The sequence below is a fragment of the Ramlibacter ginsenosidimutans genome (genome assembly GCF_016654015.1).
Lineage (GTDB): Bacteria > Pseudomonadota > Gammaproteobacteria > Burkholderiales > Burkholderiaceae_C > Ramlibacter > Ramlibacter ginsenosidimutans.
Map to the genome: position 1 here is coordinate 106,421 of NZ_JAEPWM010000002.1, position 26,338 is coordinate 132,758.

A 26,338-nucleotide genomic window follows, 5' to 3' on the forward strand; every position below is an offset into this window, starting at 1 on the left:
GTTTCTCAGGAGTGATCGAATGGCTATCAAGGTTGGCATCAATGGCTTCGGCCGCATCGGCCGCAACGTCCTGCGCTCGGCGGTGCAGAACTTCCCCGACATCGAGATCGTCGGCATCAACGACCTGCTGGAGCCGGACTACCTGGCGTACATGCTGCAGTACGACTCGGTGCACGGCCATTTCAAGGGCAAGATCGCCGTCGACGGCAACACGCTGATCGTCAACGGCAAGAAGATCCGCCTGACTGCGGAGAAGGACCCGGCCAACCTGAAGTGGGGCGAGATCGGCGCCGATGTGGTGATCGAGTCCACCGGCATCTTCCTCACCAAGGAAGGCGGCCAGAAGCACATCCAGGCCGGCGCGAAGAAGGTGATCCTGTCGGCGCCGTCGAAGGACGACACGCCGATGTTCGTGTTCGGCGTGAACCACCAGAAGTACAAGGGCGAGGACGTGATCTCCAACGCCTCGTGCACGACCAACTGCCTGGCGCCCATCGCCAAGGTGGTGAACGACAAGTGGGGCATCAAGCGCGGCCTGATGACGACCGTGCACGCCGCCACCGCGACGCAGAAGACCGTGGACGGCCCGTCCAACAAGGACTGGCGCGGCGGCCGCGGCATCCTGGAGAACATCATCCCCTCCTCGACGGGCGCGGCCAAGGCGGTGGGCGTGGTGATTCCCGAGCTGAACAAGAAGCTCACGGGCATGTCGTTCCGCGTGCCGACCTCCGACGTCTCGGTGGTGGACCTCACGGTGGAACTGGAGAAGCCGGCGACCTACGCCGAGATCTGCGCGGAGATGAAGGCGCAGAGCGAAGGCGCGTTGAAGGGCATCCTCGGCTACACGGAAGACAAGGTCGTCGCGACCGATTTCCGCGGCGATGCGCGCACGTCGATCTTCGACGCGGACGCCGGCATCGCGCTGGACGGCACCTTCGTCAAGCTGGTGAGCTGGTACGACAACGAGTGGGGCTACTCCAACAAGTGCCTGGAGATGGTGCGCGTGGTGGCGGCGAAGTAAGCGGGAGCCCTTCACGAAAAACGCGCCCAGCGGGGCGCGTTTTTTCATTCTGCGGCCGTTGTCCGCACGGCGTCAGGCGGGCGCTCCTCGCGCCCGTCCGGATAGCGCGCGAAACGCTGCGGCTCGCTGCCATGCACGGGCGCCTGGTCCGTGAAGGACCAGCCGCCAAACTGCGTGCGGCGGTAGTCCTGCAGCGCCTGCGCGATCTCCTGCTGCGTGTTCATCACGAACGGGCCGTATTGCGCCACCGGCTCGCCGATCGGCTGGCCCTGCAGGAGCAGGAACTCGCACACCGTGTCGCCGGCCGCAAGCGCCACTTCCACGCCCGCGTCCAATGTGATCGCGACCGGTCCCTGCACGGACTGGCCGCCCACCATGGCGGCTGCGCCCTTGAAGAAGTAGAGCGTGCGGCGCGTGCCGGCGAGCAGCGCGGGCGGCAACTGCACGCCGGCCCCGGGCTCGAGGCGCAGCGTCCAGATCGCAACGTCGGAATTCGCATCGGCCGCCCAGGAATCGGGCGGCGGCGGCGGTGCCGCGACGTCGCCGAAGCGGCCCGCGATCACGGCCACTTCGGTGTGGCGCCCTTGCGCGTCGGCCAGCAACGCGCGCGGCACCTGCTCGTTCCAGAACATGGTGAAGTGCGGCTCGGCCATCTTGCTGCGCTTGGGCAGGTTCAGCCAGATCTGGAACAGCTCCAGCGGGTTGTCCTCGCCGGTGTTCAGCAGCGGGAACATCTCGGAATGCACGATCCCTTTGCCCGCGGTTACCCACTGCACGTCACCGCCGCCGAAGCGCGCGACCGCGCCCAGCGAATCGCTGTGGTCGATGAGGCCCTTGCGCACGATAGTCACGGTCTCGAAGCCGCGGTGCGGATGCGCTGGAAAGCCGGGCACCGTCTCGCCGTGGTACATGCTCCAGCCGTCCTTGCGGCTGAAGTCCTGCCCGATGTCGCGCCCGCTCAGCGGCACCGCCGGACCCATCGCGCCGTTCCCGCGCGGATAGGCGTCATCGTGGTAGGCGCAAAAGAGGAACGGGTCGGCGGTTTCCCAGGGAAACCCGAGCGGGCGGATGGCGAGGACGGCGGAGGACATTGCGTCTACTTGAGGGCGGCGGGTGATCGGTCAAGAGGAACGCAGAGTGCGCAAAGGTTACGCAGAGGACGCAGAGGAACATCCAAAAAAGGGTTTCTCTGCGTCCTCTGCGTTCTCCTTCGTCACTCAGCCACCCAGCTCAATGGTGGTGCCCATGCTCCCCGTGCACGTGCCGATGCGCAATCTCCTCGGCCGTGGCGGCGCGCACGCCGGTCACCTTGAGCGTGAAGCGCAGCGCCTTGCCTGCGAGCGGGTGGTTGCCGTCGAGGTGGACTTCGGGGCCCTTGATCTTCATGACGTGGAACACGCGCGGCTGGCCGTCGTCGGTGCGGCCCTCGAGCTGGCCGCCGACCTTCACGCCGGGCGGGAATTCGCTCTTGGGGATCACGCGCACCAGCGACTCGTCGCGCTGGCCGAAGGCGTCCTCGGGTTGCAGGTGCAGCGTGGTCTCGTAGCCGACATCGTGCCCGTCCAGGGCCTCTTCGATCTTCGGCAGGGTGTTGTCGTAGCCGCCGTGCAGGTAGACCATGGGGTCCTTGCTCTGCTCGATCAGCCGGCCATTGGCGTCCGCCACGCGGTACTGGAGCGTGACGGCAGTGTCTTTCTCGATCTTCATGGCGCCGATTGTGACGGCTCGCCCGCGCGCGTGCTGGCGCCTCCCGGCGCGGGCAGCATGCGGAACGCCAGTGCGGCGAACGCGAGCAGGACGCCGATGGCCGACAGCACCGCCGCATAGGGCTCCGCGTGCAGGCGCCCGGCCAGCGACGCGATGCCGCCGGTGAGCCACTGGATGACCGCGACGCCCAGGAACATGGCCATCGTGAACACGGCCATGGCGCGGCCCGTCATGCGCGCCGGGTACGCGGAGCGCACGTCCGCGTACTGCAGCGTGCCGAAGCCGGACAGCAGGCTGATGCCCAGCGCCAGTGCCATTTCCACCCAGGCGGCAGGCCGCAAAGCCATGCAGACGAACATCAGCGCGGTCGCCAGGGCGCAGACTATGATCCACGCCCGTCGATGCCGCTCGCCCGGGTCGAGCCGGCCGAACAGCGGCGCGCCGATCATGCCGAGCACCGAGATCGCGATGGCCACGTTGCCGGTCTGCACGAGCGTGAAGCCATGCCGGTCGATCAGCAAAGGCGTGAGCCACAGGCCGCGCAAGGCCATGAAGGAGGCGTAGCTGAACAGGGCAAGCGTCACGATGCCCAGCGTATGCGGCAGCCGGAACAGCTCCCCATAGCCGCGCAGTGCGGACGACACGTCGACCTGCTGGTGCTGCACGTGTTCCTCGTGCGCATCGCGCACCAGCAGCAGGATCGCCAGCCAAGCGAGTGCGCCGCAGGCAGACAGGACGTAAAAGCCCGCGCGCCAGGACACGTGCTGGATCACCCACGCGAGCGGCGTGCCGGTCAGCAGCAGGCCGACCGAGCCGATGCCGAGCGCGGCGCCGTTCACGGCCGCGAAGCGCTCGCCCGCAAAGCGGCGGGAGATGAAGACCGTGCAGGCCAGGAAGGCGGGCGCGCAGCCGATGCCCGTGAGCACCTGGCCGAGGATCAGGAAGCCGTAGCTGGGCGCGGCTGCCGTCACGATGGAGCCGCCGACGGCCAGCGGGAACACGGTGAGCACGGTGCGGCGCGGACCGTAGACGTCCAGGCCCATGCCCATGAACAGCTGCAGGGCGGCGAACGAGAAGTGAAAGGCCGCGGCGAACAGGCCCAGCTGCTGCGGTGACAGCTGGAACTCCTGCTGCAAGGCGGGCGCCATGATGCCCGCGGCGGTGCGGAAAGCCTGGCTGAGCGCGAAGCCGGAGATCAGGACCAGCAGCATCGCCCAGGCGCTGCGGTCGGAAGCGGTGGAGGAAGACACGGAGCGTGATTCTCGCGTGTCCGCGCCCGCCCCGCTCAGAGCTGCACTTCGGCTTCGCCGATCCCTTCGAAGACGGCCATGACCTTCTCGCCCGGCTTGGCCTCCAGCATGCCGCACCAGGTCCCGGTGGTGATGACAGTGCCCCTCGGGACGGTCGCACCCTGGCGGGTCACGTGCCGCAGCCAGGTCGGCAGCAGCCACACCGGGTCGCCGAGCGCATAGGTGCCGCGGAAGGACTGCGGCGCTGCGGTGCCGATCTGCACCGTGCAGGCCTGCTGCGCCCAGTCGCGCGCCTCGAGCGGCCGCCACTGGCCAAGGACCAGCGCACCGTGCGACTGCAGGTCCGCCAGCTTGAGCAGCGCGCTGGCCGCGCGGTTCTCCCAGCGCGAGTCGACGATCTCGATCGAGACGGTCATGCCGTCCAGCCACTGCGCCGTCCTCGCTGCATCGAAGGCCTGGGCGTCAGCCGGGCTCACGTCGCGCGCGAGGCGCACGGCCACCTCGGCCTCGATCAGCCGCCAGTTGAAGTGCGTGCCGCTCGCGTCGGCGGGGCTTGCCCACACGTGCTGTGGCGGCAGCCCGGCGTGCGTGAGCGTCCCGGTGCGCGAGGGGCCACCCGACTTCCAGTGCTGCGGCACGGGCCGGTCGAACCAGCGCATGGTGCGCGCGACCTCCTCCTGCACCGCATAGGCCTGGCCGGCCTCCTGCAGTAGGGACTCGAACGGGGCAGCGGCGACGGTGCGCTGCTGGCGGTGCGCTGCGACCAGCGCCTCCGCCACGGCCTGGACCGGGGTGGACATGCAGACTCCTTGTGGTGCGGGGCGAATGCTACTTGTTCTTCGCCTTCTCCCGGTTGGCGTGCAGCCGCGTGTCCACGAGATCCACGATGCGGTCGACCACCGGATGCCGCATCCCCAGCTGCCGCGCGACCAGTTGCACCAGCTTGTCGGCACGCTCGATGTACGGCGCCCCGTTGTTCAGCGCCCGCGCCGCGGAAGCCGGGCGCGTGAGGCTCGCAGCGGCGGCGGCGTACTTCTCGAACGGCACGAGCTCGGCGGGGCTCGCTCCCAGCCGCACGCAGACATCGAACACGAAGTCGTACACCGACTTCGATTCGGCGAGGTCGGAATGCACTGCCTCCTGCGCCGTCCGCATGCCGTCCGGCGTGATGCAGCGATAGTTGCCCGCCAGCAGCATGGACCACTTGGCGAGCGGCACGAAGATGGAATCGGACACGCGCAGCTTCACCGGCAGCTCGATCGGCCCCTCGGGCGCGGGGAAGCGCACGGCGTCGATGTCCGCCTCCAGCTTGCGCAGCAGCGCCGTGTGCTTTTCGTCCTCGAAGCGGGCCGCCTTGAAGTTGGTCGGCAGCGTGACCTGCAGCACGTTGACCTTCTCCTCCGGCGGCCGTACGGCCTGCGGGTCGGGGCTGCACAGGGTCAGCAGGCCGGGTTCGAAGTTGTCCCAGACGCTGGCTTCGGTGTAGGCGGGCCGCAGCGCCTCGGCGTCGAGCCCGGGGATGCGCCGCAGGTACGGCAGCGGCGGCATGTTCATGATCGACATGCAGGGCACGCGCGAGCGCGCCACCGCATCGAGCAGTTCGCGCACGCCGGGGGAGCGGTACTGCGGCTCCTGCATCGCAAGGCCGACGAGGTCGTAGTCGGCGGGATTCACGTCGCCCGTGCCCGCGGCGGACACCTTTCCGGGCAGCTTGCGCGAATCGATCTCCACCGGCTGCGCGCGTCCGCGCACGGGCATGCGCACGCGGAAGCCTTCGGCGTTGATCAGGTCCGCTTCGGCCGGCAGGCACACGAGCTTGACCTCGTGGCCCCCGAACAGGAGCTTGGACGCGAGCAGGGAGCCGTACGACGCTCCCATCATGAGGATCCTGGCCATGGTGTCTCTCCTTCGGTTTGTTCTGACTGCTGGACCGTGCAGCCTACGCCTGCTGCGCCGCGATGCTCAAGGCGAAACGCTTTTGCCCAAAATGGATGGAGTCGCCGGCGAGCGCAGGCAAGGTGGAGACAGGCGCCGATACCTTCGAAGGGGCGGAACGACGGAGAAGAAAGTTTGCGCAGCGCTTGCCGGAGCGCCTGGCTTCGATGCTCCGCCACCAGGAGGGCCACGAAGCTTTCGGCCGCGGCGAGAGGGACCGTCCGACGTGCAGCACCGGCTCGCCCGCGGCGATCACCGGCTGGGGCAGCCTGTTCCAATGGGCCTGAGTTCCACCCCCGCGGGATCGGCCCATCTGCCGCGATTGGCGTTCTCCGCGTCCGCGCGTTAAAAAGTCACGTGCCTCCCGGCGGCGGCGGTGGAGCGTTGCCTAATTTACGAGTCCTTTACCCCCCGGCCCCAACCTCGCGCGTTGAAAGAGCGTTCGCCGAACGAGGAACATCATGCCGTCCGTCGCCTCCCGCGCCCCGTCCTTGCTGCCCTGGCTGGCGGTGCTCACCCTGTGCTGCTTCCTGGCGCCGGCCCGCGCCCAGGACACTTCCGATCCGCCCGCACGCGTCGCCTACGTGAGCCAGCGGCTAGGCAGCGTGGTGTTCGCCCCGCAGGGCGAGGAAGAGTGGCAGGACCTGCCGCCCAACCGGCCGCTCACGCCCGGCGACCGGCTGTGGACGGACGCGGGTGCCCGCGCGGAACTGCAGCTCGGGACGGCCACCGTGCACGTGAACAGCGAGGCGCACCTGGGCCTGAGCGACCTCGACGAGCATGCAGCGCAGTTCATGCTGCAGCAAGGCAGCATCCATGCGCACGTGCGGGAAGTGGTCGCCGGCGAGAACTTCGAGGTCGATACGCCCAATGTCGCCGTGCGCGCCCTGCAGCGCAGCGACTTCCGCGTCGACGTCGACCCGCAGGCGCAGCAGACGCGCGTGATCGTGCGCAGCGGCGTCGTCGCCGTGTTCGGCGAGGGCGGACAGTCGATCAACCTGGGCACCTCGCAACAGGCCGTCTTCGCCGGCCGCTTCCTCGCCCAGGTGAGTGCGCCGCCCTATGCGGACGACGCCTTCGCCGCCTGGGCCGACGAGCGCAACCGGCAGGAGGACGAGGCGATCGCCACGCGCTTCGTGCCGCGCGGCGTGGTGGGCGCAACGCAGCTCGATTCCTACGGCACCTGGGCGCAGGAGCCCGAGTACGGCGCGGTCTGGTATCCGGCCGTGGCTGTCGCCAACTGGGCGCCCTACCGCTATGGCCACTGGTCCTGGATCGCTCCCTGGGGCTGGACCTGGATCGACGACGCGCCCTGGGGCTTCGCCCCCTTCCACTACGGCCGCTGGACGATGATCGGCAACCGCTGGGCCTGGGTGCCGGGACGGCTGACGCCGCGCCCGGTGTACGCGCCGGCGCTGGTCGCCTTCGTCGGCGGCGCCACGTTCACCATCGGCAGCGGGCCGGCCGTGGGCTGGTATCCGCTGGCGCCGGGCGAGGCCTGGTGGCCCTGGTACCGCAGCAGCACGCGCTACGTGAGCGCCGCCAACTACCGCATCAACCTCGCCGCCTACCCGCGCAACTTCAGCAACCACTACTGGCGCCAGCACCCGGTGGCGGTCACGAGCGTGCGCGACGAGGACTTCCGCCACGGCCGTTCCGTCGAGCGCGTGTGGCAGCCGGTCGCGCCGCAGACGATCGAGCGCGGCCGTCCCGGCGCCGCGCCCGGTCGGCCCCTCCATGACGCCACGCCGCGTCCGCGCGCGACCGCCCCCGGCATGCGGACCGACGCGCCGCAGTCGAATGGCGTGCCGCCTGCAGTGCGCGACCAGTACCGCGCGCAGCAGGAACAGGACCGCCTGCAATGGCAGGCCCAGCACGATGCGCGCGAGCAGATGCGCAGCCAGGCCGAGGGACGCACGCACCAGCAGGGCAACGCCGGCCGGGTGGACTCGGGCACGCGGCAACGCGACGCCGGGCGCGTGGATTCCGGAACGCCGCAGCGCGAAGCCGGCCGCGTGCAGAACGAGCAGCCGGGCAGCGACTTCGACGCGAGCCGCCGTCCTTCCCCGCGCATGTGGCGCCAGTCCGCGCGCCAGCCCGCCCAGCCCGTTCCGGTCCCGCGGCAGCAGGCGCAGGCCGTGGTGCGTCACGAACGCGCGCAGCAAGCTGCGCCGCTGACGCCGGCGCATGCAGCGGCCGCGAGCCACGCGCAGCCGCAGCAGGCACGCGGCGAGCCGTACGCCGCAGAGCACCGCGGGCCGCGCGAACGCTAGTCGTCGTCGTTCAGGCGCCGCGCGGGCGCTAGGCCTCGTCCTTCAGCTTGTATTGCGAGGCCAGTTGCGCCTGCACGCCCGGCGGCACCGGCTCGTAGTGGCTGAAGGCGATCGTGTAGCGGCCCTGGCCGCCGGTGAGCGAGTTGAGCCGCGACTGGTAGCTCGCGAGCTCAGAGAGCGGCGCCTGCGCCAGCACGGTCAGCGCACCGTCGTTCGCGCCCTGCGTCCCGCTCACCTGGCCGCGGCGGGCCGCGAGGTCGCCCGTGATGTCGCCCATGTTTTGCTCGGGCGCAGAGATCTCCACGTCGACGATGGGCTCCAGCACGCAGGGGCGAGCGGCCTGGACGGCCTCGATGAGCGCCTTCTTGCCCGCCTGGATGAAGGCGATCTCCTTGCTGTCCACCGTGTGGTGCTTGCCGTCGTAGACGGTGACCTTCAAGTCCACGACCGGATAGCCGGCGATCACGCCCTGCTCCATCGCCAGGCGAACGCCCTTCTCCACGGCGGGCATGAAGTTGTGCGGGATCGCGCCGCCCTTCACCTCGTCGGCAAACTGGAAGCCGGTGCCGCGCGGCAACGGCTCCACGCGCAGGAATACCTCGCCGAACTGGCCGGCTCCGCCGGTCTGCTTCTTGTGCCGGTGGTGGCCTTCCGCATGGCCCGTGATGGTCTCGCGGTAGGCGATGCGGGGCGGCCGCGTCTCCACCTGGCAGCCGTGCACCTCCGTCAGGCGCTCCAGCAGCGTGCGCAGGTGCAGCTCGCCCAGTCCGTACACCACCGTTTCGTTGGTGGTGGCAACGTGCTCCACCTTCAGGCACGGGTCCTCGCTCACCAGCTTCAACAGGATGTCGTGCAGGCGCTGCTCGTCACCCCGGCGCTTGGGCGTGATCGCCAGCCCGTGCACGGGCACGGGGAACTGCAGCGGCTTCAGGTGGATGTGCGCATCTTCCGCGGCGTCGTGCAGGACGGCGTCGAAATGCAGATCCTCCACCTTTGCGATCGCGCAGAGGTCACCCGGAACCGCCTTCGCCACCTCGTTCAGCTCCTTGCCCTGCAGCATGAAGAGGTGGCCCACCTTGAAAGGGCGGCGCCCATCGCCCACGTACAGCTGGCTGTCGCGCGTGATGGTGCCCTGGTGCACGCGGATCACGCCCATCTTGCCCACGTACGGGTCCTGCGCGATCTTGAAGACGTGCGCCAGCACGTGCTTGTCCGGGTCGCTGACCGCATCGATCGGGCGGGCGGCCTCGCCTTCGCCTTCGAGGAAGGCCGGCGGGTTGCTCTCGGTCGGATCGGGCAACAGGCGTTCGATGACGTCCAGCAGCTCGGGCACGCCGGCGCCGGTGCGCGCTGATACGAAGCAGACCGGCACGAGATGCCCTTCGCGCAGCGCCTGCTCCAGCGGCGCATGCAATTCCTCGGGCGCCACGTCGCCGTCGTTCAAATAGCGCTCGACGAAGTCCGCGTCGACTTCCACCACCTGCTCGACCAGCGCGCGATGCGCCTGCTCGACCGAGGAAAAGTCCGGCGGCGGGCCCTCGTCGGTCAGCTTCCAGAAGCAGTCCAGCACCCGCTCGCCCTTTTGCGAGGGCAGGTTCACGGGCAGGCATTCCTTGCCGAAGGTGGCCTGGATCTGCCCCAGCAGCGCCTGCAGGTTCACGCCTTGCGCATCGATCTTGTTCACCACGATGATGCGGTCGCGCTCGCGCTGCTTCGCCCACTCCATCATGCGCACCGCCATCGGCTCGATGCCGGTGGCTGCGTTGATCACGACGGCTGCGGTCTCCACGGCCTCCAGGGCGGGCAGCGACTGGCCCAGGAAGTCGGGCGCGCCGGGGGTGTCCACCAGGTGGGTGGTGATGTCGCGGTGCTCGAAGTGCATCAGCGTCGTGTTGAGCGAGCGCTGCGCCCGTTTCTCCAGCGGGTCCTGGTCGGACACCGTGGAGCCCTTCTCTACGCTGCCGGGCGCGCCCACCGCCCCGGCTTTCCACAGCAAGGCTTCCGCCAGGCTGGTCTTGCCGGCGGCGCTCGGCCCGACCAGGGCCAGGGTGCGCCGCGAGGCGATGTCACGATGGGTTGCCACGGAAAGCCTCCTTCGCGAACGCGGGACGACCATCCTACGCAGCTCGCCTGCACCCCGCAACGCAGGGAGAACGCGCATGCGCTGTCGAGTCCACCGCGTCCGACACGTGCGGCGGCGCTCTCCTACGGGCGCCTGCCCGACGGCAGCTGCGTCAACCCAGGCGCAGTGCGGCGACGCCCGCCAGGATGGCCGCCGTGCCGAGTGCACGCCTGGCGGTGAAGCGCTCGCGCAGCTGCCATCCGCCCAGCAGCGCCGCGAACAGTACGGACGTTTCGCGCAGGGCCGCGACCGTGGCGACCGGCGCCAGCGTCATGGCCCACAGGGCGATCCCGTACGAGCCGACCGAGGCGGCGGCTCCCGCCAGGGCGTAGTGCGCGCGCCGACCGGCATGCGCCCGCAGCGCTGTCCAGCCATTGCGCGCCAGCACGATCGCACCGAAGGGCAGTGCGTTGAGCAGGAACACGCAGGCGACATAGCCTACGGCGTTGCCGCTCGCGCGCACGCCGTGGGCGTCGAGCACCGTGTAGCTGGCGATCACCACGGCATTCGCGAGCGCGAAGGCGACGGCGCGTCCCGACTCCAGGCTGTGCCGCGCAAAGCCGAGCACGAGCACGCCGCCGCACACGGCCAGCACGCCAGCCCAGGCGAGCGGCGACAGCGCTTCGCCAAACGCCGTGAACGAGGCCAGCGCCACCAGCAGGGGCGCGGCGCCGCGCATCAGCGGATAGGTGAGCGACAGTTCGCCGTGGCGATACGCCGAGACCAGCAGGCTGAAGTAGCCGATGTGGACGGCCGCCGAGGCCAGCAGCCAGGGCCACGCCGCCGCCGCTGGGCCGCCCGCGAGGCCGAGCAGCGGAAGGCACATCGCGCCGCCGAGCAGGTTGATCAGCGCCGTGTCCAGCGCCTTGTCGGCCGACGACTTCACGAGCGCATTCCAGCCCGCGTGCAGGAGGGCGCCGAACAGGACGGCGAGCGCGACGGGCCAGCTGAGGATCATGGCTTGGAAGAGACGACGGTCGGGATCATGGCGCAAACGGCCCCGCTGGCCGCGCATTGGCGCTAGGATTTTCCCGCAGCGGCCCTTCGTCCGCCGGGAGAACTCCTTGGCCCCAACCCCAGCCCATCCGGTGATCGAGCGACTGCGCAAGAGTGGCGCCACCAAGGTGAAGGTGGCGGTGAGCGACATCGACGGCGTGCTGCGCGGCAAGTACCTGCACATCGACAAGTTCGAAGGTGCGGCGAGCGGCGGCTTCGGCTTCTGCGACGTGGTGCTGGGCTGGGACATGACCGACGTCACGTACGACAACACCAGCGTCACCGGCTGGCAGCACGGCTTTCCCGACGCGCTGGCGCAGGTGGACCTGGGCACCGCCCGCAACGTGCCATGGGACGGCGGCGTGCCCTTCTTCCTGGGCGACTTCGTCAACGCCGACGGTTCGCCCCACCCGCTGTGCCCGCGCCAGGCGCTCAAGCGCGTGCTCGCGCGCGCGGAGAAGCTCGGGTTCCAGCCGCAGTGCGGCATGGAGTTCGAGTGGTTCAACTTCCGCGAGACGCCGCACACCTGGGCGGCGAAGAACGGCGCACCGCCCGAGCCGATCACGCCCGGCATGTTCGGTTATTCGCTGCTGCGCATGGCCGACAACCCGGGCTTCTTCAACGCGCTGATGGACGAGATGCTCGCCTTCGACGTGCCGATCGAGGGCTTGCACACCGAGACCGGTCCCGGCGTGTACGAAGTGGCGATCGCGTTCTCGCCGGCGCTGCAGCAGGCCGATCGGGCGATCCTGTTCAAGACCGGCGCGCGCGAGATCGGCAAGCGCTTCGGCATCATGCCCAGCTTCATGGCCAAGTGGAGCCCGAAGTACCCCGGCTGCAGCGGCCACATCCACCAGAGCCTGTCGGACGGCAAGGCCAACCTCTTCTACGACGCGAACACGCCGCGCAGGATGAGCGCGCTGTTCGAGAGCTACCTCGCGGGGCAGGTGGCTTGCATGATGGAATTCGGCCCCATGCTGTGGCCGACGATCAACAGCTACAAGCGTCTCGTCGACGGCTTCTGGGCGCCGGTGAAGCCGACCTGGGGCATGGACAACCGCACCGCCAGCTTCCGCGTGCTGGCCGGCTCGCCCAAGGCCACGCGGCTGGAGACGCGCTGCCCGGGCTCCGACGTGAACCCGTATCTCGCCATGGCCGCGGTGATCGCGGCCGGCATGCACGGCGTGGAGAAGGGCCTGAAGCTCACCGCGCCGCCCATCACCGGCACCAACGTGGGCGGCGAGAACGTGCCGCGCGCCCCGCGCACGCTCATCGAGACGACGCGGCTGTTCCTGCAGTCGGAGATCGCGCGCGACTGGCTGGGGGATACCTTCGTCGAGCACTATGCCGCGACGCGCGACTGGGAATGGCGACAGTGGCAGGATGCGGTGACCGACTGGGAATTGCGACGCTACTTCGAGATCATCTGATGCTGGTGCGCCCCCTCACGCCTGCCGACGCGACGCTCTACCGGGCCTTGCGCCTGCGGGCGCTGCGCGAGCACCCCGATGCCTTCACGTCGAGCTGGGAGGAAGACCGCGACCAGCCGCTGGAAGCCGCGGCCGCGCGCCTGGCGAAGCACGCGTTCTGGGGCGGCTACCAGGGCAGTGAGCTGTACGGCATCGTGGGGCTCGAGCGCGAAAGCCGCGCGAAGAACCGGCACAAGGCGACGGTCGTGGGCATGTATGTCGCCCCGGAAGCCGCGGGCCAGGGGGTGGGACGCGCGCTCATGGAGGCGCTGCTCGCGCACGCGCGCGCCGTGGGCGTGCAATCGCTCGTGCTCACCGTCACCGACGGCAATCCCGCCGCCACGCGCCTCTACGAAAGCGTCGGCTTCCGCAGCTTCGGCGTCGAGCCCGACGCGATCCGCGTCGATGGCCGCTCCTACGCCAAGAACCACATGCACCTCGACCTGGGCCACGCACCATGAGCCTCGCGAATTTCGCTTTCCCGACGCCGATCACCTTCGGCCCAGGCGCCCGCAAGGAGGCCGGCCCGCACCTGCTCGAACAAGGGCTGCGCCGGCCGCTGATCGTCACGGACCGCGCGCTGGCCGCGCTGCCCCTGCTCGCCGAATTCCAGTCGCACCTGGCCGGGCTGAACGTCGCCGTGTACTCCGGCGTGTCCGGCAATCCCACGGCCAGCCAAGTCATGGCTGGCGCCGAGGCGTACCGCGCGCACCGCGCCGACGCGATCATCGGTTTCGGCGGCGGGGCGGCGCTGGACGTGGCGAAGGTCGTCGGGCTCGCGGCCACGCACGAAGGCGACATCATCGAATACGCCTGGGACCACCCGCAGGTGCGGGCGATCACGCGGGAGCTGCCGTACTTCGTCGCGCTGCCCACCACCGCCGGCACGGGCTCGGAGGTCGGCCGTTCCGCGGTGATCAGCGAGGACGCCACGCACCTGAAGCGGGTGGTGTTCAGCGGGAAGATCCTGGCGCGCAAGGTCTTCGCCGATCCCGAGCTCACCGTGGGCCTGCCGGCGAACGTGACGGCCGCGACCGGCATGGACGCGCTCACGCACAACATCGAGAGCTGGCTGTCGCCGGCTTATCACCCGCTGTGCGACGGCATCGCGCTCGAAGGCACGCGCATCGCGGGCCGCTCGATCGTAGCCGCGGTGCGCGAGCCGGGCAACATCGCCGCCCGCAGCGACATGATGATGGCCTCGATGATGGGCGCGATCGCCTTCCAGAAGGACCTGGGCGCGGTGCATTCCTGCGCGCATGCGCTGGGCGCCGTCTGCGACATGCACCATGGCCTGGCGAACGCGCTGATGATCGAGACGGTGATGGCCTGGAACCTGGAAGCTGCCGACGACAAGTTCGAGGAGCTGGCGCACGTGTGCCGCACCGGTGGCGGCGGCCCGGGCTTCGTGCACTGGCTGGGCCAGGTCAAGCAGCAGATCGGCATCACCGGCACCTTGTCCTCCCACGGCGTCAGGCTGGAGCAGCTGCCGCGGCTGGTGGAGATCGCCGTCAACGACATCTGCCACCGCACCAACCCGCGTCCGGTGACGGCACAGGACTTCGAGCGCCTCTTCCTGCAGGCGATGTGATGGACCGGCTGCGCATCGGCCTCAGCGCCTGCTTCTTCCACCCGGACGGGGAGCGCAAGGCCGCGCCGTCCAAGACCCTGTTGTGGATCGAGCAGTCCACCGCGCACTGGCTGATGTCGGAAGGCGCGCTGCCGGTGATGGTGCCCTCGTTCAGCGGCGAGACTTTCCGCGGCGGCGTGGGCGTGGAGGACTATGCGCGCTGGCTCGACGGACTGGTGATGCATGGGGGCGCCGACGTGTGGCCGGGCAGCTATGGCGAGCAGCCGCTGCGGCCCGAATGGCACGGTGACCGCGTGCGCGACGAGTACGAGATCGCGCTGGTGCGGGCATTCTCGGCGGCCGGCAAGCCGGTGTTCGGCATCTGCCGCGGCCTGCAGTTGATCAACGTCGCGCACGGCGGCACGCTCTACCAGGACCTCCGCACGCAAAAGCCCGGCGCGCTGGTGCACCGCGACGCGGACGCGTACGATCTGAACTTCCACGAGGTCGACATCCTGGCGGGTTCGCGGCTGGCGCAGCTGCTGCCGCCCGGGCGCCACAAGATCAACAGCGTGCACCACCAGGGCGTCAAGGGCCTCGCCCCCGGCTTCGAAGTGGAAGCCGTGTCGCCGGTCGATGGCGTGATCGAGGCGATCCGGCACACGGGCGGCCCGTGGGTCGCCGCCGTGCAATGGCATCCCGAATTCCACCGGCCCGAACTGGGCGTGATCGACGACACGCCGCTGCTGCGCGACTTCCTGCAAGCGGCGCGCGCGGCCCGAACTGCATGAGCACTCTCACCATCCACAACCCCGCGACCGGAGAACCGATCACCACCTTGCCGGCGGACGATGCCGCGTCGGTCGCAGCGAAGTACCAGGCGGCGCGCGCCGCGCAAACGCAGTGGGCGCTGCTGCCGCTGTCGCAGCGCAAGCGCTGCATCGAGACGTTCCGCGCGGGCGTGGTGCGCGACCTGGAGCATCTCGCGCGCGTGATGACGCAGGAGACCGGCAAGCCGATCCGCATGTCGCGCAACGAATTGAACGGCCTCCTGCCGCGCATCGACTTCTTCCTCGCGGAAGTGGATGCGGCGATCGCGCAGGAGACGGTGCACGAGGAAAGCGGCCTGCGCGAGCAGATCCAGCACGAGCCGCTGGGGGTGGTCGCGAACATCTCGGCCTGGAACTATCCGTGGTTCGTCGGCTGCAACGTGATCCTGCCGGCGCTGCTCACGGGCAACGCCGTGCTGTACAAGCCTTCCGAGTACGCGACGCTCACGGGCCAGGAGATCGCGCGGCTGCTGCACGAGGCCGGCGTCCCCGCCGACGTGATGGCCTGCCTGGTCGGGGCCGGGGAAGTGGGCGCGGCTCTCCTGGCGCAGCCCGTCGACGGCGTGTTCTTCACCGGCTCGCACGCGACCGGTCAGCGCATCGCCGAGGCGGTCGGCAAGCGCTTCGTGAAGCTGCAGCTGGAACTCGGTGGCAAGGACCCGACCTACGTCTGCGACGACGCCGACCCGAAGGCGGCAGCCGAATCGCTCGCCGATGGCGCGATGTACAACACCGGCCAGAGCTGCTGTTCGGTCGAGCGCATCTACGTGCACGAGAAGATCCACGATGCCTTCGTCGACCACTTCGTGCGCACCGTGCGCGGTTTCACGCGCGGCGATCCCATGAGCGAGGACACCTACATCGGTGCGATCACGCGTGCCCCGCAGCTCGACGTGCTGGACCGCCAGGTCGCCGACGCGCAGCGCAAGGGGGCCGACCTGCTGCTGGGTGGCCGCAAGGCGCCGGGCCCGGGCAACTGGTACGAGCCGACGGTCATGGTCGACGTGGACCACGACATGGACATCATGCGCGAGGAGAGCTTCGGTCCCGTGATCGGCATCCAGAAGGTGAGCGGCGACGACGAAGCGGTGCGCCTGATGAACGACACCCGCTACGGCCTCACCGCCGGCGTCTACACGCCCGACGAGGCGCGCGCGCGGCGCATCCTCGCGCAGGTGCACGCGGGCAGCGTGTACTGGAACTGCTGCGACCGCGTGAGCCCGCGCCTGCCCTGGAGCGGCGTCGGCGATTCCGGGGTGGGCCTCACGCTTTCGAAGTACGGCATCCAGGCCTTCACGCGGCCCAAGGCCTGGCACCTGCGTTCGGGCTGAGGACCGGCGGCTGCCGGCCCGATGCCTACACCCAGCCGCCCACGCGCAGTTCGCGCGTGAGCCACGCCGCGTACACCGGCGCCGCGACCAGGCCACCGAGGCCGAACCCCGCTTCCAGCACCACCATCGCACCGAGCATGGTGTAGGTCGGCACGTTCGTGCGCCCGCCGACGATGCGGGCGTTCAGGAAGTACTCGAGCTTGTGGATCACGACCAGGAAGCCGAGCGAAGCCACGCCGATCCACGCGCCCACCGTGAGCGCCGCGACGGTGATCGCCGCGTTCGACAGCAGGTTGCCGATGATGGGCACGAGGCTCGCGAAGAAGGTGAAGCCCACGAGCGTGGACGACAAGGGCACGTGGTAGCCGAACATGGGCAGCACGCCGAGCAGGTAGATCGCCGTGAGTCCGGAGTTGATGAAGGAAATGCGCAACTGCGCCGCGAACACGTCGCCGAAGGCGTCGGCCAGCTGCACCATGCGTTCCCGCGCGAGCAGGATCAGCGGCCGCCGCGGCGGTGCGTGCGGCCGGCGTTTGGCGGCCGCAGCCATCAGGCCGATCGCCAGGCCGAGGATGATGTGCACCAGGATCTTCAGCGCGGAGCTGCCCCAGCGCTGCACTTCGGCGGCGTGCTCGCGCAGCCAGCCGCTCACCGCGCTTTGCACGGATTCGGCCGATTCAGGCAGCCGTTCGCCGATCCAGCTCGGAGCGGTCGCGCGCAACTGGTCGAGCGTGTCGGCGACGAGCTTCATCAGCCGCTCCAGGCCGCCCGAGCGGAACAACAGCTCCGACGCCGCCAGCAGCGCGACGACCAGGACGGCGACCATCGCGAACACCACCAGCCAGCGCACGGCGCGCCGCGGCCAGGAACCGTGCGACGGCCCCGTGAAGTTGCGCACGCGCCGGTACAGGACGTAGCCGGCGAGGCCCGCGAACAGCGCCGGAATCAGGTGCAACCACAGCAGCCCGATCAGCACGGCCGCGGCAATGAGGACGGCGCGCAGGCGCAGGTGCTCGTGCGCCCGTTCCACCGGCGCGGTCTCGATCGAGGTCAGGGGCCGCTTCACCGGCCCATTGTGCCCCGCGGCTGCGCGGCCGGGGGGCGCGGCCGACGCGCTACTTCTTCGCCGCGGGCCGGCCGTACTTCGCGGTGAAGCTGGCTTTGCCGATCGCGTTCCCGTTGATCATGAATCCCGCCAGGGCCGCGGTGGCATCGGCCGGAATGTCCAGCTTGTCCGTCTTCAGCGCGACCACCGTGAAGACGTAGCGGTGCGGCTTGTCGCCTTCCGGGGGGCAGGTGCCGCCCCATGCCGCCACGCCGTAGTCGTTGCGCACCTGGCGCGCGCCCTGCGGCAGGTTGGCGTTGCTCGCATTGCCGGCGTCGGGCTTCAGCTCGGTCACGTTCGCCGGGATGTTGATGACCGACCAGTGCCACCAGCCGGAGCCGGTGGGCGCGTCCGGGTCATAGACCGTGACGGCGAAGCTCTTCGTGTCCTTGGGAGCGCCGCTCCACTTGAGCGCCGGCGACTTGTTCTCGCCGCTGCAGCCGAACACGTTGGCCTCGAACTTCTTGTCCATCATCGCGTTGGGCTTGACGTCCGGGCTCTCCAGCTTGAAGCCGGCTGCGTGCGCCGTGGCGACCGCCGCGACGGCAAGGGCGGCTGCGATCAGGCTTGCTTTCATGGGGCCTCCTGTCGTGGTGCTTGTGCCCGCGATGATGCCTCGGCCGAGCCAGCTTGTCTCGGCCGGGCTGCCCATCCCGGGCGCGGCCCCGCGGCCGCCGGGTGCCAGGCCGCCGCTACTCGGCCGTCAGGTGCTTGCCCACGATGCCGGCCAGTTCGAACATCGTCACCTGCGGCTTGCCGAACACCGGCCGCAGCTTGTCGTCGGCGTTGATCGCGCGCTTGTCCTTCGCGTCCTGCAGACCCTGGGCCTTGATGTAGTCCCAGATGCGCTTGATCACCTCGGTGCGCGCGATCGGCTCGTTGCCCACCACCGCCGCGAGCGCGGGGCTCGGCTTCAGCCCCGCACCGGTCTTGCGCGGCGTTGCCGGCTTCGCCGCCGTCTTCCTGGCCGCGGCTTTCTTCGCGGGCGCCGCCGCCTTCTTTGCCACCGCCTTCGCGGCCTTCGCGGTTGCCTTGTACGGCGCCGGCGGCTCCTTCGCCCTGGACTTCGCAACGGCCGTCGTCTTCGTTGCCGCGCCCGCGGTCTTGCGCGGCGGGAACTTGGAGGCGCGCGGCTCGAACGCGAAGTTCACCTTGCCCGCTTCCGCGTCCCAGGTGAGGTAGGCCTTGAAGGGCCGCCGCGTGCGCATGGAGATGAACTTGTCCAGCAGGTCGGTCTTGCCCGTGGCCAGCAGCTTGGCCATCTGCTCGCGCTCGACCGGCTGCTGCAGGATGATCTTGCCGGTGCGGAAATCGCAGGTCGGCGTGGCATGCGCCTCGGTCGGCACCGAGCGCTCGCAGACGTAGTTGCTGCCCCACTCGAACACCTTGTGCCCGCACTTGGGGCAGGGGCCCAGCGGCTCCTGCGGCGAGAAGTCGATCACCTCGCCGGTTTCGGCGGGGTTGTCTTCCTTGCCGAAGTCGAACTCCAGCTTCCAGTTCTTCTCTTCCTCGTCGTACACCAGCGCCAGTTCGGCGGTGAATGGCCAGCCCGCCTTGGAGCGGAAGCCCTGCAGCGGGCCGACGCGCTTGTCGCGCAGGAAGGACTCGACTTCTTCGAGCTCGAACGGACGGCCCGCCGGGATCTTGGTGAACGAGAAGCCGCAGGGCTGCTGGCCCTGCTTGCCGATGCAGTTGTAGCGGCGATAGCTCTCCTGCACCACGCCGCCGCAGTTCGGGCACGGCGTCTTGAGCGTCGCGTAGTCGCCCGGCACGGTGTCCCGGTCGTACTCCTTGGCCTTCATGACGATGCGCTTCGTCATGTCGGCGATCTCGTGCATGAACTGTTCGCGCGAGAGCTTGCCGTGCTCCATCTGCGCGAGCTTGTATTCCCACTCGCCGGTGAGCTCCGGCTTGCTCAGTTCCTCCACGCCCAGGCCGCGCAGCAGCGTCATCAGCTGGAAGGCCTTGGCGGTGGGGATCAGCTCGCGCCCTTCGCGCAACATGTACTTCTCGTTGATCAGGCCTTCGATGATGGCCGCGCGCGTGGCCGGCGTGCCGAGGCCTTTCTCCGCCATGGCCTCGCGCAGTTCGTCGTCCTCGACGAACTTGCCCGCACCTTCCATCGCGCCCAGCAGCGTCGCTTCGCTGTAGCGCGCAGGCGGCCGGGTCTTCAGCCCCTTGGCCTCGACGCTCTCGGTGCGCACCATCTCGCCGGGCTTCACCGGCACGAGGTTCTGGCCCTTGTCGCCTTCCTTGGCGTCCTCCACCTCGGCGGCCGCTTCCTTGCCGTAGATCGCCAGCCAGCCTGGTTTCACCAGCACCTTGCCTTCGGTCTTGAAGTGGTGGCCCACCGCCTGGCTGATCCGCGTCGTGACCATGTACTCGGCGCTCGGGAAGAACACCGCGAGGAAGCGGCGCACCACGAGGTCGTAGAGCCGCTGTTCCGCGTCCGACAGGCCGCTGGGCGCCTGCAGCGTCGGAATGATCGCGAAGTGGTCCGAGACCTTGCTGTCGTCGAACACGCGCTTGATCGGCTTGACGTAGCCCTCGGTGATCGCCTGCTTGGCGAACGGGGCGAGGTGGCCCATGCCGCTGGAGGCCAGCATGCCCATGGTGTCGTGCACGACCTTGACGTAGTCCTGCGGCAGGTGGCGCGAATCGGTACGCGGATAGGTCAGCGCCTTGTGCCTCTCGTAGAGCGACTGCGCCAGGGCCAGCGTGGTCTTGGCCGAATAGCCGAAGCGGCCGTTCGCCTCGCGCTGCAGCGAGGTCAGGTCAAACAGGCCGGGGGGGGCCTGCGTGCTGGGCTTGGATTCCTCCGTCACCGTGGCCGACTTGCCGCGCACCGCATCGGCGATGGCGATCGCGTCGCGCTCGTTCCAGAGGCGGTCGGCGCGCTTTTCCGGGTCCTCCGGGTCCTTCTTCCAGTTCGGGTCGAACCACTTGCCCGGGTACTCGCCGGCGTCGGCGAGGAAGCTGCCGTGGATTTCCCAGTAGTCGCGGCTGATGAACTTGCGGATCTGCTCCTCGCGCTCGACCACGATCGCCAGGGTCGGCGTCTGCACGCGGCCCACCGTGGTGAGGAAGAAGCCCCCGTCGCGCGAGTTGAAGGCCGTCATGGCGCGCGTGCCGTTGATGCCCACCAGCCAGTCGGCTTCCGAGCGCGAACGCGCGGCGTGCGCCAGGCCTTCCATCTGCTTGTCGGTGCGCAGGCGCTCGAAGCCCTCGCGGATGGCCTGCGGCGTCATGGACTGCAGCCACAGGCGCCGCACCGGCTTCATGCCGGCAGCCTTCTTGCCGGCGCCCGCGCCGTCGCTGCCGAAGGCGTACTGCTCGATCAGCCGGAAGATCAGCTCCCCCTCGCGCCCCGCGTCGCAGGCGTTGACGAGGTCGCCGACGTCCTTGCGCTTGGCCAGCTTCACCACGGCGTTCAGCCGCGACTTGGTCTTGTCCACCGGCTTGAGGTCGAAGTACGGCGGAATCACCGGCAGGTGGGCGAAGCTCCACTTGCCGCGCTTCACGTCGAACTGCTCGGGCGCATGGATCTCCACCAGGTGGCCGACGGCGCTGGTGACGATATACGTGTCGTTCTCGAAGAACTCGTCGTGCTTCTCGAATTTGCCGGCAACGGGCGTCAGCGCCCGGACAATGTCCTGGGCGACCGAGGGCTTTTCGGCAATAACCAATGTCTTTGTCACGGACCGCTCACGCGCTGCCTTGCGGCAATCGCGTCCTTGATGTTCTTACAATCTGCGCTTCCTCACGCGCGCATACGCGCATGCGCACACGCGCGCACGTGTACGAATCCAAATTAACACGAAATCATTTCATGCCCGCAAAGTCCCCGGCGTCGCCCCGCGCCGCCGCCCCCAGGAAGTCCCCGGCCGCCAAGGCGGCGCCCCGGACCAACCGCAGGATCCAGGTCCGCAAGTCGGGCGTCCACGGCAAGGGCGTCTTCGCGCTGCAGGACATCCCCGAGGGGGAGACGCTCATCGAATATGTGGGCGAGATCATCACGTGGAAAGAGGCCCAGCGCCGCCATCCCTGGAATCCGGACGATCCCAACCACACCTTCTACTTTCACGTCGATGACGGGCGCGTGATCGACGCGGCCGTGGGCGGCAACGCGGCGCGCTGGATCAACCATTCGTGCAATCCGAACTGCGAGGCGGACGAGGAGGAAGGCCGGGTGTTCATCAAGACGCTGCGCAACATCAAGGCGGGCGAGGAGCTGAACTACGACTACGGCCTGATCATCGACGAGCCGTACACGAAGAAGCTCAAGGCGGAGTATCCGTGCTGGTGCGGCAGCAAGAACTGCCGCGGCACCCTGCTGGCGCCCAAGCGCCGCCGCTGACCATGCGCTGGGAAGCCGAGGCCTTGTGGGAAGCGGTGGCGCCGCTGCTGCCCGGCTTCACGGTCGAAATCCTGCCCGAGATCGACTCCAGCAACAGCGAGCTGATGCGGCGCGCCCGCGACGGCCAGCGCGATCCCGTGCTGCTGGTCGCCGAGCGCCAGACCGCCGGCCGCGGCCGGCTGGGCCGTTCCTGGCTCGCCGAGCCCGGGGCCTCGCTGACCTTCTCCCTGGGCCTGCCGCTGCAGCTCGCCGATTGGTCCGGGCTTTCGCTGGCCGTGGGCGCGAGCCTGGCCGAGAGCCTGCATCCGGAGGTCCGCCTCAAGTGGCCGAACGACCTCTGGCTGCAGGAGCGCAAGCTCGCCGGCATCCTCATCGAAACCGCGAGCCTGGACGGCAGCCGCTACGCGGTGATCGGGGTCGGCATCAACATCGCGACGCGGGCCGCCGAAGGCCTCTCCACGCCCCCGGCGGCGCTGCGCGAGCTGCTGCCCGGCATCGAGGCGCCGCAGGTCCTGCAACGCGTGGTCCTGCCCCTGGTGCGCGACGTGCTCGGGTTCGCCGAGGCAGGCTTCGCGCCTTTCCATGCGCGCTTCGACGCGCGCGACGCCTTGCGCGACCGGCCCGTGCGGCTCAGCGACGGCAGCGAGGGCACCGCCCACGGGGTGGCCGATGATGGCAGCCTGCTGGTGCATACTGCGGCCGGCCTGCACGCGATCGGCAGTTCCGAGGTGAGCGTGCGTCCCGCCGTCCGCTGAACATCCCCCCATGCTGCGCCTGCTCGTCCTGCTCCTGTTGCTGGCCAACGCCGGGTACTACGCCTGGTCGCACGGCCTGCTGCTGGCCTGGGGCGCCGGCCCCTCTCAGCAATCGGAGCCGCAGCGCGTGCAGCAGCAGGTCCGGCCCGAGGCGGTGCAGGTGCTGTCCCCGTCCGAACTGAAGCAGGTGGAGACAGTCGCGGCGCAGGCGCCGCGGCAGCCGGAGTGCCTGCAAACGGCGGCACTGGATCCGGCGCAGCTCACGCTGCTGCGCGGCGTGCTGGCGAGCTGGCCGGCGGGCTCGTGGAGCTTCGCGCCGGTCACGGAACCCGCCCGCTGGATCGTCTACATGGGCAAGTATCCGGGCGTCGAGCAGCTCGCGCACAAGCGCGCGGAGCTGCGCCAGCTGGGCATCACATTCGACGCGCCGGGCAATCCCGAGCTGGAGCCCGGGCTGTCGCTCGGCGCCTTCCCGACGGAGGCCGCCGCCACCGCGCAGCTCGCCACGCTCGCGGAGCGCGGCGTGCGCACCGCGCGCGTGGTGCAGGACCGGTCGGAGCAGAAGGGCGAAGGCCTGCAGCTCCCGGCCGTGGACGACAGCCTGCGCCCCCGGCTGGAAGAGCTGAAGCCCGCGCTCGCGAACAAACCCCTGCGGCCCTGCCGCTGAACCCGAGGAGTCGTCATGTCCCTGAAGCTCTATTTCGCGCCGGGCGCCTGTTCGTTCGTGCCGCATGCCCTGCTGGAAACGGCGGGGGCGGACTTCGAGCCGGTCATGGTCAAGCTGCACAAGAACGAGCAGAACGACGCCGCCTTCCGCGCCGTGAATCCGCGTGGCCAAGTGCCCGTGCTGGTGGACGGCGAGCAGGTGATCACGCAGATCGTCGCGATCGTGAGCTACCTGGACGCGAAGTTTCCCGAGCAGCAGTTCCTGCCGCGCGAGCCGCTCGCGCGCACCCGCGTGCTCGAGAGCCTGGCGTGGATGAACAACACGGCGCACCCGACGTTCACGCACGTGTTCATGCCCTTCAAGTTCGCCGGGACGCCCGAGGCGCAGGAGGAGCTGAAGGCCTTCAACGCCAAGGTGTACGCGAGCCTGCTCGGCGAGATCGAGGCGATGGCCAGCAAGGCGGCCGCCGCCGGCCAGCCCTGGCTGGGCGGCGAGCGACTGGGCCCGCTGGACGTCTACGCGCTGGTGCTGCTGCGCTGGGGCGGCTTCGCGAAGATCGACCCGACCAGCTATCCGGCGCTGTGGGCGCACGTGCAGAAGGTCGCGCAGCAGCCCGGCGTGGCGAAGGCGATCGAGCGCGAGCGGCTGCAGCTCAATCTCTACAAGCCCTGAGGTTCACGCGGCCTGCGTGGCCGTCACGGCTTCCGGCTGCGTGGCCGTGGCGTCGAAGCGCACGCTGACGCGCGTGCCCGGCGGCACCTGGCCCGGACGCGCGTCTTGGATGGCGATCGTGGCGTGGTGCTGGCGCGCGATTTCAAGCACGATGGGCAGGCCCAGACCGGAGCCGTCGACGTTGGTGCCGAGCGCGCGGTAGAACGGCTGGAACACCAGCTCACGCTCGCCCTCCGGGATGCCGGGGCCCGTGTCTTCCACCTCAAGCAGCAGTGCGTGGCCGGCGGGATCGGCCAGCACGCGCGCCGTCACCACGCCGGGGTGGTCGGGGCTGGAGGGCGTGTAGTTCACCGCGTTGTCCAGCAGGTTGCGGATCAACTCCTTCAGCAGCGTGGGGTTGCCCTGCAGCGTGACGCCCGGCGTGCGCGGCTGCACCCCGTCGTAGCCGAGGTCGATCTTCTTCTCCATGGCGCGCGGCACGGTGTCGCGGACCGCCTCGATGGCCAGGGCCGCCAGGTCGCAGGGCTGGCGCACCATCGCCTTGCTGCTGTTCTCGGCGCGCGCCAGCGCCAGCAACTGGTTGACGGTGTGCGTCGCGCGCATGCTGGAGCGGCCGATCAGCTTCAGGGATTGCTTCAGCTGCTCGGCGTCGACCTGCTCGCGCTGGGCGAGGTCGGCCTGCATGCGCAGGCCCGCGAGCGGCGTTTTCAGCTGGTGCGCGGCGTCGGCGAGGAAGCGCTTCTGCGTCGCGATGGAGCTTTTCAGGCGCGTCAGCAGGTCGTTCACGGACGAAACGAGGGGAGCGACCTCCAGCGGCACCACGCGGTCGTCGAGCGGGCTCAGGTCGTCGGGTTTGCGGGCGCGGATGCGCTCCTCCAGTTCGGACAGCGGCTTGATCCCGCGCACGAGCGCCAGCCACACCAGCAGCACGGCGAGCGGCAGGATCACGAGTTGCGGCAGCATCACGCCCTTGATGATCTCGGTGGCGAGCACGGACCGCTTCTCGCGCGTTTCGGCGACCTGAACCAGCACGGGAGCCGCGCCCGGCACCTGCACCCAGGTGGCGGCGACGCGCACGTCCACGCCGCGCATCTCCGCGTCGCGCAGCCGCGTCTCGCCGGGCGCCGGGCGCTCGTCGTCCGGCGGCGGGGGCAGGTCGCGCTCGCCGGAGAGCAGCTCGCCTTGCGACCCGAGCACCTGGAAGTAGACCTGGTCGGCCTCGTCGGCGCGCAGGATCTCGCGGGCGGGCTGCGGCAGGTTGAAGCTGGGACGCTGCGCCTGCACGGTGACCAGCTGCGCCAGCGCCTGCACGTTGTATTCGAGCGCGCGGTCGAACGGCTTGCCCGCGATGCTCTGCGCCACCAGCCAGGTGAGCGCGAGGCTGACCGGCCACAGCAGCAGCAGCGGGGTGAGCATCCAGTCCAGGATCTCGCCGAACAGCGAGCGTTGCTCACGCTGGAAGATCTTCATGACCAACGACTTCGCCTCGCTCCGATGACCCGGCTTCGCCCGATGACTGCCCTGTGCGCCGCGGATCGCTCGTCATTTGTCATCGAAACGCGGCGAGGCCATTCGTCATCCGGGAATCTTCTCCAGACAGTAGCCGAGCCCGCGCACGGTGGCAATGCGGATCGGGCCCTTCTCGATCTTCTTGCGCAGGCGGTGGATGTACACCTCGATGGCGTTGTTGCTCACCTCTTCGCCCCACTCGCACAGGCGCTCGACCAGCTGGTCCTTGCTCACGAGGCGGCCCGCGCGTTGCAGCAGCACTTCCAGCAGGCCCAGCTCGCGGGCGGACAGTTCGATCATGCGCCCGTCGATGGTGGCGACGCGCCCCGCCTGATCGTAGTGCAGCGGGCCGTGCTTGATGGTGCTGGTGCTGCCGCCCATGCCCCGGCGCGTCAGCGCGCGCACACGCGCCTCCAGCTCCGAGAGCGCGAAGGGCTTGGCCATGTAGTCGTCCGCGCCCAGGTCCAGCCCCTTCACGCGCTCCTCGATGCCGTCGGCGGCGGTCAGGATCAGCACCGGCAGGTTGGAGCCGCGCGCGCGCAGCTTGCGCAACACCTCGAGGCCGTGCAGGCGCGGCAGCCCGAGGTCCAGGATCAGGAGGTCGAACTCGCTGGTGGTCATCAGCGCTGCGTCGGCTTCCGAGCCGCTCGCCACGTGGTCCACCGCAGCCCCCGAAGCGCGCAGGCTGCGCAGCAGGCCGTCGGCCAGGACCTGGTCGTCTTCCGCGATGAGGATGCGCATGCTTGTCTCCTGTCTGGGACGGCGCCTT

The 26,338-nt window shown here is 69.5% G+C and carries 23 protein-coding genes and 1 pseudogene; 12 read left to right on the plus strand and 12 right to left on the minus strand.

What is annotated here, in order from left to right; translation table 11 throughout:
• Window positions 1–19 precede the first annotated feature (19 nt).
• The gene (gap, locus tag JJB11_RS06405; protein WP_201167387.1) at window positions 20–1,021 is read left to right on the plus strand and encodes a type I glyceraldehyde-3-phosphate dehydrogenase; all 1,002 of its coding nucleotides are present in this window, start codon (window positions 20–22) and stop codon (window positions 1,019–1,021) included.
• 44 nt (window positions 1,022–1,065) lie between these two features.
• Here the strand turns inward: gap and JJB11_RS06410 are convergent, their stop codons facing one another.
• The 5 genes from JJB11_RS06410 to JJB11_RS06430 form a co-directional block, all read right to left on the minus strand.
• The gene (locus JJB11_RS06410) at window positions 1,066–2,112 is read right to left on the minus strand and encodes a pirin family protein (RefSeq protein WP_201167389.1); all 1,047 of its coding nucleotides are present in this window, start codon (window positions 2,110–2,112) and stop codon (window positions 1,066–1,068) included.
• Window positions 2,113–2,251: 139 nt separating this feature from the next.
• Window positions 2,252–2,728 (minus strand): FKBP-type peptidyl-prolyl cis-trans isomerase, encoded by a 477-nt coding sequence (locus JJB11_RS06415; RefSeq protein ID WP_201167390.1) that lies wholly within the window; start codon window positions 2,726–2,728, stop codon window positions 2,252–2,254.
• Window positions 2,725–3,978 carry an MFS transporter gene (locus JJB11_RS06420; protein ID WP_340643136.1) on the minus strand — a complete coding sequence of 418 codons (1,254 nt, stop codon included), beginning with the start codon at window positions 3,976–3,978 and terminating at the stop codon, window positions 2,725–2,727. The genes JJB11_RS06415 and JJB11_RS06420 overlap by 4 nt, the downstream gene beginning before the upstream one ends.
• A 35-nt stretch (window positions 3,979–4,013) precedes the next feature.
• Window positions 4,014–4,778: a fumarylacetoacetate hydrolase family protein gene (locus JJB11_RS06425; protein ID WP_201167393.1), complete on the minus strand. Its 765-nt coding sequence runs from the start codon at window positions 4,776–4,778 to the stop codon at window positions 4,014–4,016.
• Between the two features lie 28 nt (window positions 4,779–4,806).
• Window positions 4,807–5,874 carry a hypothetical protein gene (locus tag JJB11_RS06430; protein ID WP_201167394.1) on the minus strand — a complete coding sequence of 356 codons (1,068 nt, stop codon included), beginning with the start codon at window positions 5,872–5,874 and terminating at the stop codon, window positions 4,807–4,809.
• A gap of 62 nt (window positions 5,875–5,936) precedes the next feature.
• On the opposite strand from JJB11_RS06430, the gene JJB11_RS06435 reads away from it, so the two are divergent.
• Window positions 5,937–6,200: a hypothetical protein gene (locus tag JJB11_RS06435; RefSeq protein WP_201167396.1), complete on the plus strand. Its 264-nt coding sequence runs from the start codon at window positions 5,937–5,939 to the stop codon at window positions 6,198–6,200.
• Between the two features lie 174 nt (window positions 6,201–6,374).
• Entirely contained in the window at window positions 6,375–8,186 is a 1,812-nt protein-coding gene (locus JJB11_RS06440; protein ID WP_201167398.1) for a DUF6600 domain-containing protein, read from the plus strand.
• A 28-nt stretch (window positions 8,187–8,214) separates the two neighbouring features.
• On the opposite strand, the gene fusA is transcribed toward JJB11_RS06440, so the two are convergent.
• Both fusA and JJB11_RS06450 read right to left on the minus strand, forming a co-directional pair.
• Window positions 8,215–10,302, minus strand: coding sequence for an elongation factor G (fusA, locus tag JJB11_RS06445; RefSeq protein ID WP_201167400.1), 2,088 nt, complete (start codon window positions 10,300–10,302; stop codon window positions 8,215–8,217).
• 118 nt (window positions 10,303–10,420) lie between these two features.
• Complete coding sequence (locus tag JJB11_RS06450; protein ID WP_201167402.1) at window positions 10,421–11,266, minus strand: EamA family transporter; 846 nt, start codon at window positions 11,264–11,266, stop codon at window positions 10,421–10,423.
• Between the two features lie 106 nt (window positions 11,267–11,372).
• Here JJB11_RS06450 and JJB11_RS06455 point away from each other — a divergent pair, with 106 nt between their 5' ends.
• The 5 genes from JJB11_RS06455 to JJB11_RS06475 are packed head-to-tail and all read left to right on the plus strand — an operon-like array spanning window position 11,373 to window position 16,504.
• Window positions 11,373–12,734 (plus strand): glutamine synthetase family protein, encoded by a 1,362-nt coding sequence (locus tag JJB11_RS06455; protein WP_201964665.1) that lies wholly within the window; start codon window positions 11,373–11,375, stop codon window positions 12,732–12,734.
• The gene (locus JJB11_RS06460) at window positions 12,734–13,234 is read left to right on the plus strand and encodes a GNAT family N-acetyltransferase (RefSeq protein ID WP_201167406.1); all 501 of its coding nucleotides are present in this window, start codon (window positions 12,734–12,736) and stop codon (window positions 13,232–13,234) included. The genes JJB11_RS06455 and JJB11_RS06460 overlap by 1 nt, the downstream gene beginning before the upstream one ends.
• Window positions 13,231–14,364 carry an iron-containing alcohol dehydrogenase gene (locus JJB11_RS06465; protein WP_201167408.1) on the plus strand — a complete coding sequence of 378 codons (1,134 nt, stop codon included), beginning with the start codon at window positions 13,231–13,233 and terminating at the stop codon, window positions 14,362–14,364. The genes JJB11_RS06460 and JJB11_RS06465 overlap by 4 nt, the downstream gene beginning before the upstream one ends.
• Window positions 14,364–15,134 carry a gamma-glutamyl-gamma-aminobutyrate hydrolase family protein gene (locus tag JJB11_RS06470; RefSeq protein ID WP_201167410.1) on the plus strand — a complete coding sequence of 257 codons (771 nt, stop codon included), beginning with the start codon at window positions 14,364–14,366 and terminating at the stop codon, window positions 15,132–15,134. Before JJB11_RS06465 ends, JJB11_RS06470 begins: the two co-directional genes overlap by 1 nt.
• A complete protein-coding gene (locus tag JJB11_RS06475) occupies window positions 15,131–16,504 on the plus strand; it encodes an aldehyde dehydrogenase family protein (protein WP_201167412.1) in 1,374 nt (457 codons plus the stop codon). Before JJB11_RS06470 ends, JJB11_RS06475 begins: the two co-directional genes overlap by 4 nt.
• A 25-nt stretch (window positions 16,505–16,529) precedes the next feature.
• Here the strand turns inward: JJB11_RS06475 and JJB11_RS06480 are convergent, their stop codons facing one another.
• The 3 genes from JJB11_RS06480 to JJB11_RS06490 all read right to left on the minus strand — a co-directional run bounded on the left by JJB11_RS06480 (window position 16,530) and on the right by JJB11_RS06490 (window position 21,307).
• The gene (locus JJB11_RS06480) at window positions 16,530–17,570 is read right to left on the minus strand and encodes an AI-2E family transporter (RefSeq protein ID WP_201167414.1); all 1,041 of its coding nucleotides are present in this window, start codon (window positions 17,568–17,570) and stop codon (window positions 16,530–16,532) included.
• 49 nt (window positions 17,571–17,619) lie between these two features.
• Complete coding sequence (locus tag JJB11_RS06485; protein WP_201167416.1) at window positions 17,620–18,186, minus strand: YbhB/YbcL family Raf kinase inhibitor-like protein; 567 nt, start codon at window positions 18,184–18,186, stop codon at window positions 17,620–17,622.
• A 115-nt stretch (window positions 18,187–18,301) separates the two neighbouring features.
• The gene (locus tag JJB11_RS06490) at window positions 18,302–21,307 is read right to left on the minus strand and encodes a DNA topoisomerase III (protein WP_201167418.1); all 3,006 of its coding nucleotides are present in this window, start codon (window positions 21,305–21,307) and stop codon (window positions 18,302–18,304) included.
• Window positions 21,308–21,438: 131 nt separating this feature from the next.
• Between JJB11_RS06490 and JJB11_RS06495 the strand changes: the two are divergent.
• From JJB11_RS06495 to JJB11_RS06510, 4 genes and pseudogenes are all read left to right on the plus strand, one after another.
• Window positions 21,439–21,957, plus strand: a pseudogene (locus JJB11_RS06495) (SET domain-containing protein); the annotation flags it as partial.
• Window positions 21,958–21,968: 11 nt separating this feature from the next.
• Window positions 21,969–22,721: a biotin--[acetyl-CoA-carboxylase] ligase gene (locus tag JJB11_RS06500; protein ID WP_201167421.1), complete on the plus strand. Its 753-nt coding sequence runs from the start codon at window positions 21,969–21,971 to the stop codon at window positions 22,719–22,721.
• A 10-nt stretch (window positions 22,722–22,731) separates the two neighbouring features.
• Window positions 22,732–23,388: an SPOR domain-containing protein gene (locus JJB11_RS06505; RefSeq protein WP_201167423.1), complete on the plus strand. Its 657-nt coding sequence runs from the start codon at window positions 22,732–22,734 to the stop codon at window positions 23,386–23,388.
• A 15-nt stretch (window positions 23,389–23,403) separates the two neighbouring features.
• The gene (locus JJB11_RS06510) at window positions 23,404–24,060 is read left to right on the plus strand and encodes a glutathione S-transferase family protein (RefSeq protein WP_201167425.1); all 657 of its coding nucleotides are present in this window, start codon (window positions 23,404–23,406) and stop codon (window positions 24,058–24,060) included.
• 3 nt (window positions 24,061–24,063) lie between these two features.
• Here JJB11_RS06510 and JJB11_RS06515 read toward each other — a convergent pair whose 3' ends face one another.
• Window positions 24,064–25,530 carry a sensor histidine kinase gene (locus JJB11_RS06515; RefSeq protein WP_201167427.1) on the minus strand — a complete coding sequence of 489 codons (1,467 nt, stop codon included), beginning with the start codon at window positions 25,528–25,530 and terminating at the stop codon, window positions 24,064–24,066.
• 105 nt (window positions 25,531–25,635) lie between these two features.
• A complete protein-coding gene (locus JJB11_RS06520; RefSeq protein ID WP_201167429.1) occupies window positions 25,636–26,310 on the minus strand; it encodes a response regulator in 675 nt (224 codons plus the stop codon).
• Window positions 26,311–26,338: the final 28 nt, after the last annotated feature.

Coding starts and splice junctions, on each gene's coding strand:
- JJB11_RS06515 (WP_201167427.1), bottom strand. CDS start 25,530: ATGAAGATCTTCCAGCGTGAGCAACGCTCGCTGTTCGGCGAGATCCTG.
- JJB11_RS06440 (WP_201167398.1), top strand. CDS start 6,375: ATGCCGTCCGTCGCCTCCCGCGCCCCGTCCTTGCTGCCCTGGCTGGCG.
- JJB11_RS06475 (WP_201167412.1), top strand. CDS start 15,131: ATGAGCACTCTCACCATCCACAACCCCGCGACCGGAGAACCGATCACC.
- JJB11_RS06430 (WP_201167394.1), bottom strand. CDS start 5,874: ATGGCCAGGATCCTCATGATGGGAGCGTCGTACGGCTCCCTGCTCGCG.
- JJB11_RS06510 (WP_201167425.1), top strand. CDS start 23,404: ATGTCCCTGAAGCTCTATTTCGCGCCGGGCGCCTGTTCGTTCGTGCCG.
- JJB11_RS06485 (WP_201167416.1), bottom strand. CDS start 18,186: ATGAAAGCAAGCCTGATCGCAGCCGCCCTTGCCGTCGCGGCGGTCGCC.
- JJB11_RS06505 (WP_201167423.1), top strand. CDS start 22,732: ATGCTGCGCCTGCTCGTCCTGCTCCTGTTGCTGGCCAACGCCGGGTAC.
- JJB11_RS06450 (WP_201167402.1), bottom strand. CDS start 11,266: ATGATCCTCAGCTGGCCCGTCGCGCTCGCCGTCCTGTTCGGCGCCCTC.
- JJB11_RS06500 (WP_201167421.1), top strand. CDS start 21,969: ATGCGCTGGGAAGCCGAGGCCTTGTGGGAAGCGGTGGCGCCGCTGCTG.
- gap (WP_201167387.1), top strand. CDS start 20: ATGGCTATCAAGGTTGGCATCAATGGCTTCGGCCGCATCGGCCGCAAC.
- JJB11_RS06520 (WP_201167429.1), bottom strand. CDS start 26,310: ATGCGCATCCTCATCGCGGAAGACGACCAGGTCCTGGCCGACGGCCTG.
- fusA (WP_201167400.1), bottom strand. CDS start 10,302: ATGGTCGTCCCGCGTTCGCGAAGGAGGCTTTCCGTGGCAACCCATCGT.
- JJB11_RS06415 (WP_201167390.1), bottom strand. CDS start 2,728: ATGAAGATCGAGAAAGACACTGCCGTCACGCTCCAGTACCGCGTGGCG.
- JJB11_RS06410 (WP_201167389.1), bottom strand. CDS start 2,112: ATGTCCTCCGCCGTCCTCGCCATCCGCCCGCTCGGGTTTCCCTGGGAA.
- JJB11_RS06470 (WP_201167410.1), top strand. CDS start 14,364: ATGGACCGGCTGCGCATCGGCCTCAGCGCCTGCTTCTTCCACCCGGAC.
- JJB11_RS06460 (WP_201167406.1), top strand. CDS start 12,734: ATGCTGGTGCGCCCCCTCACGCCTGCCGACGCGACGCTCTACCGGGCC.
- JJB11_RS06435 (WP_201167396.1), top strand. CDS start 5,937: ATGCTCAAGGCGAAACGCTTTTGCCCAAAATGGATGGAGTCGCCGGCG.
- JJB11_RS06465 (WP_201167408.1), top strand. CDS start 13,231: ATGAGCCTCGCGAATTTCGCTTTCCCGACGCCGATCACCTTCGGCCCA.
- JJB11_RS06425 (WP_201167393.1), bottom strand. CDS start 4,778: ATGTCCACCCCGGTCCAGGCCGTGGCGGAGGCGCTGGTCGCAGCGCAC.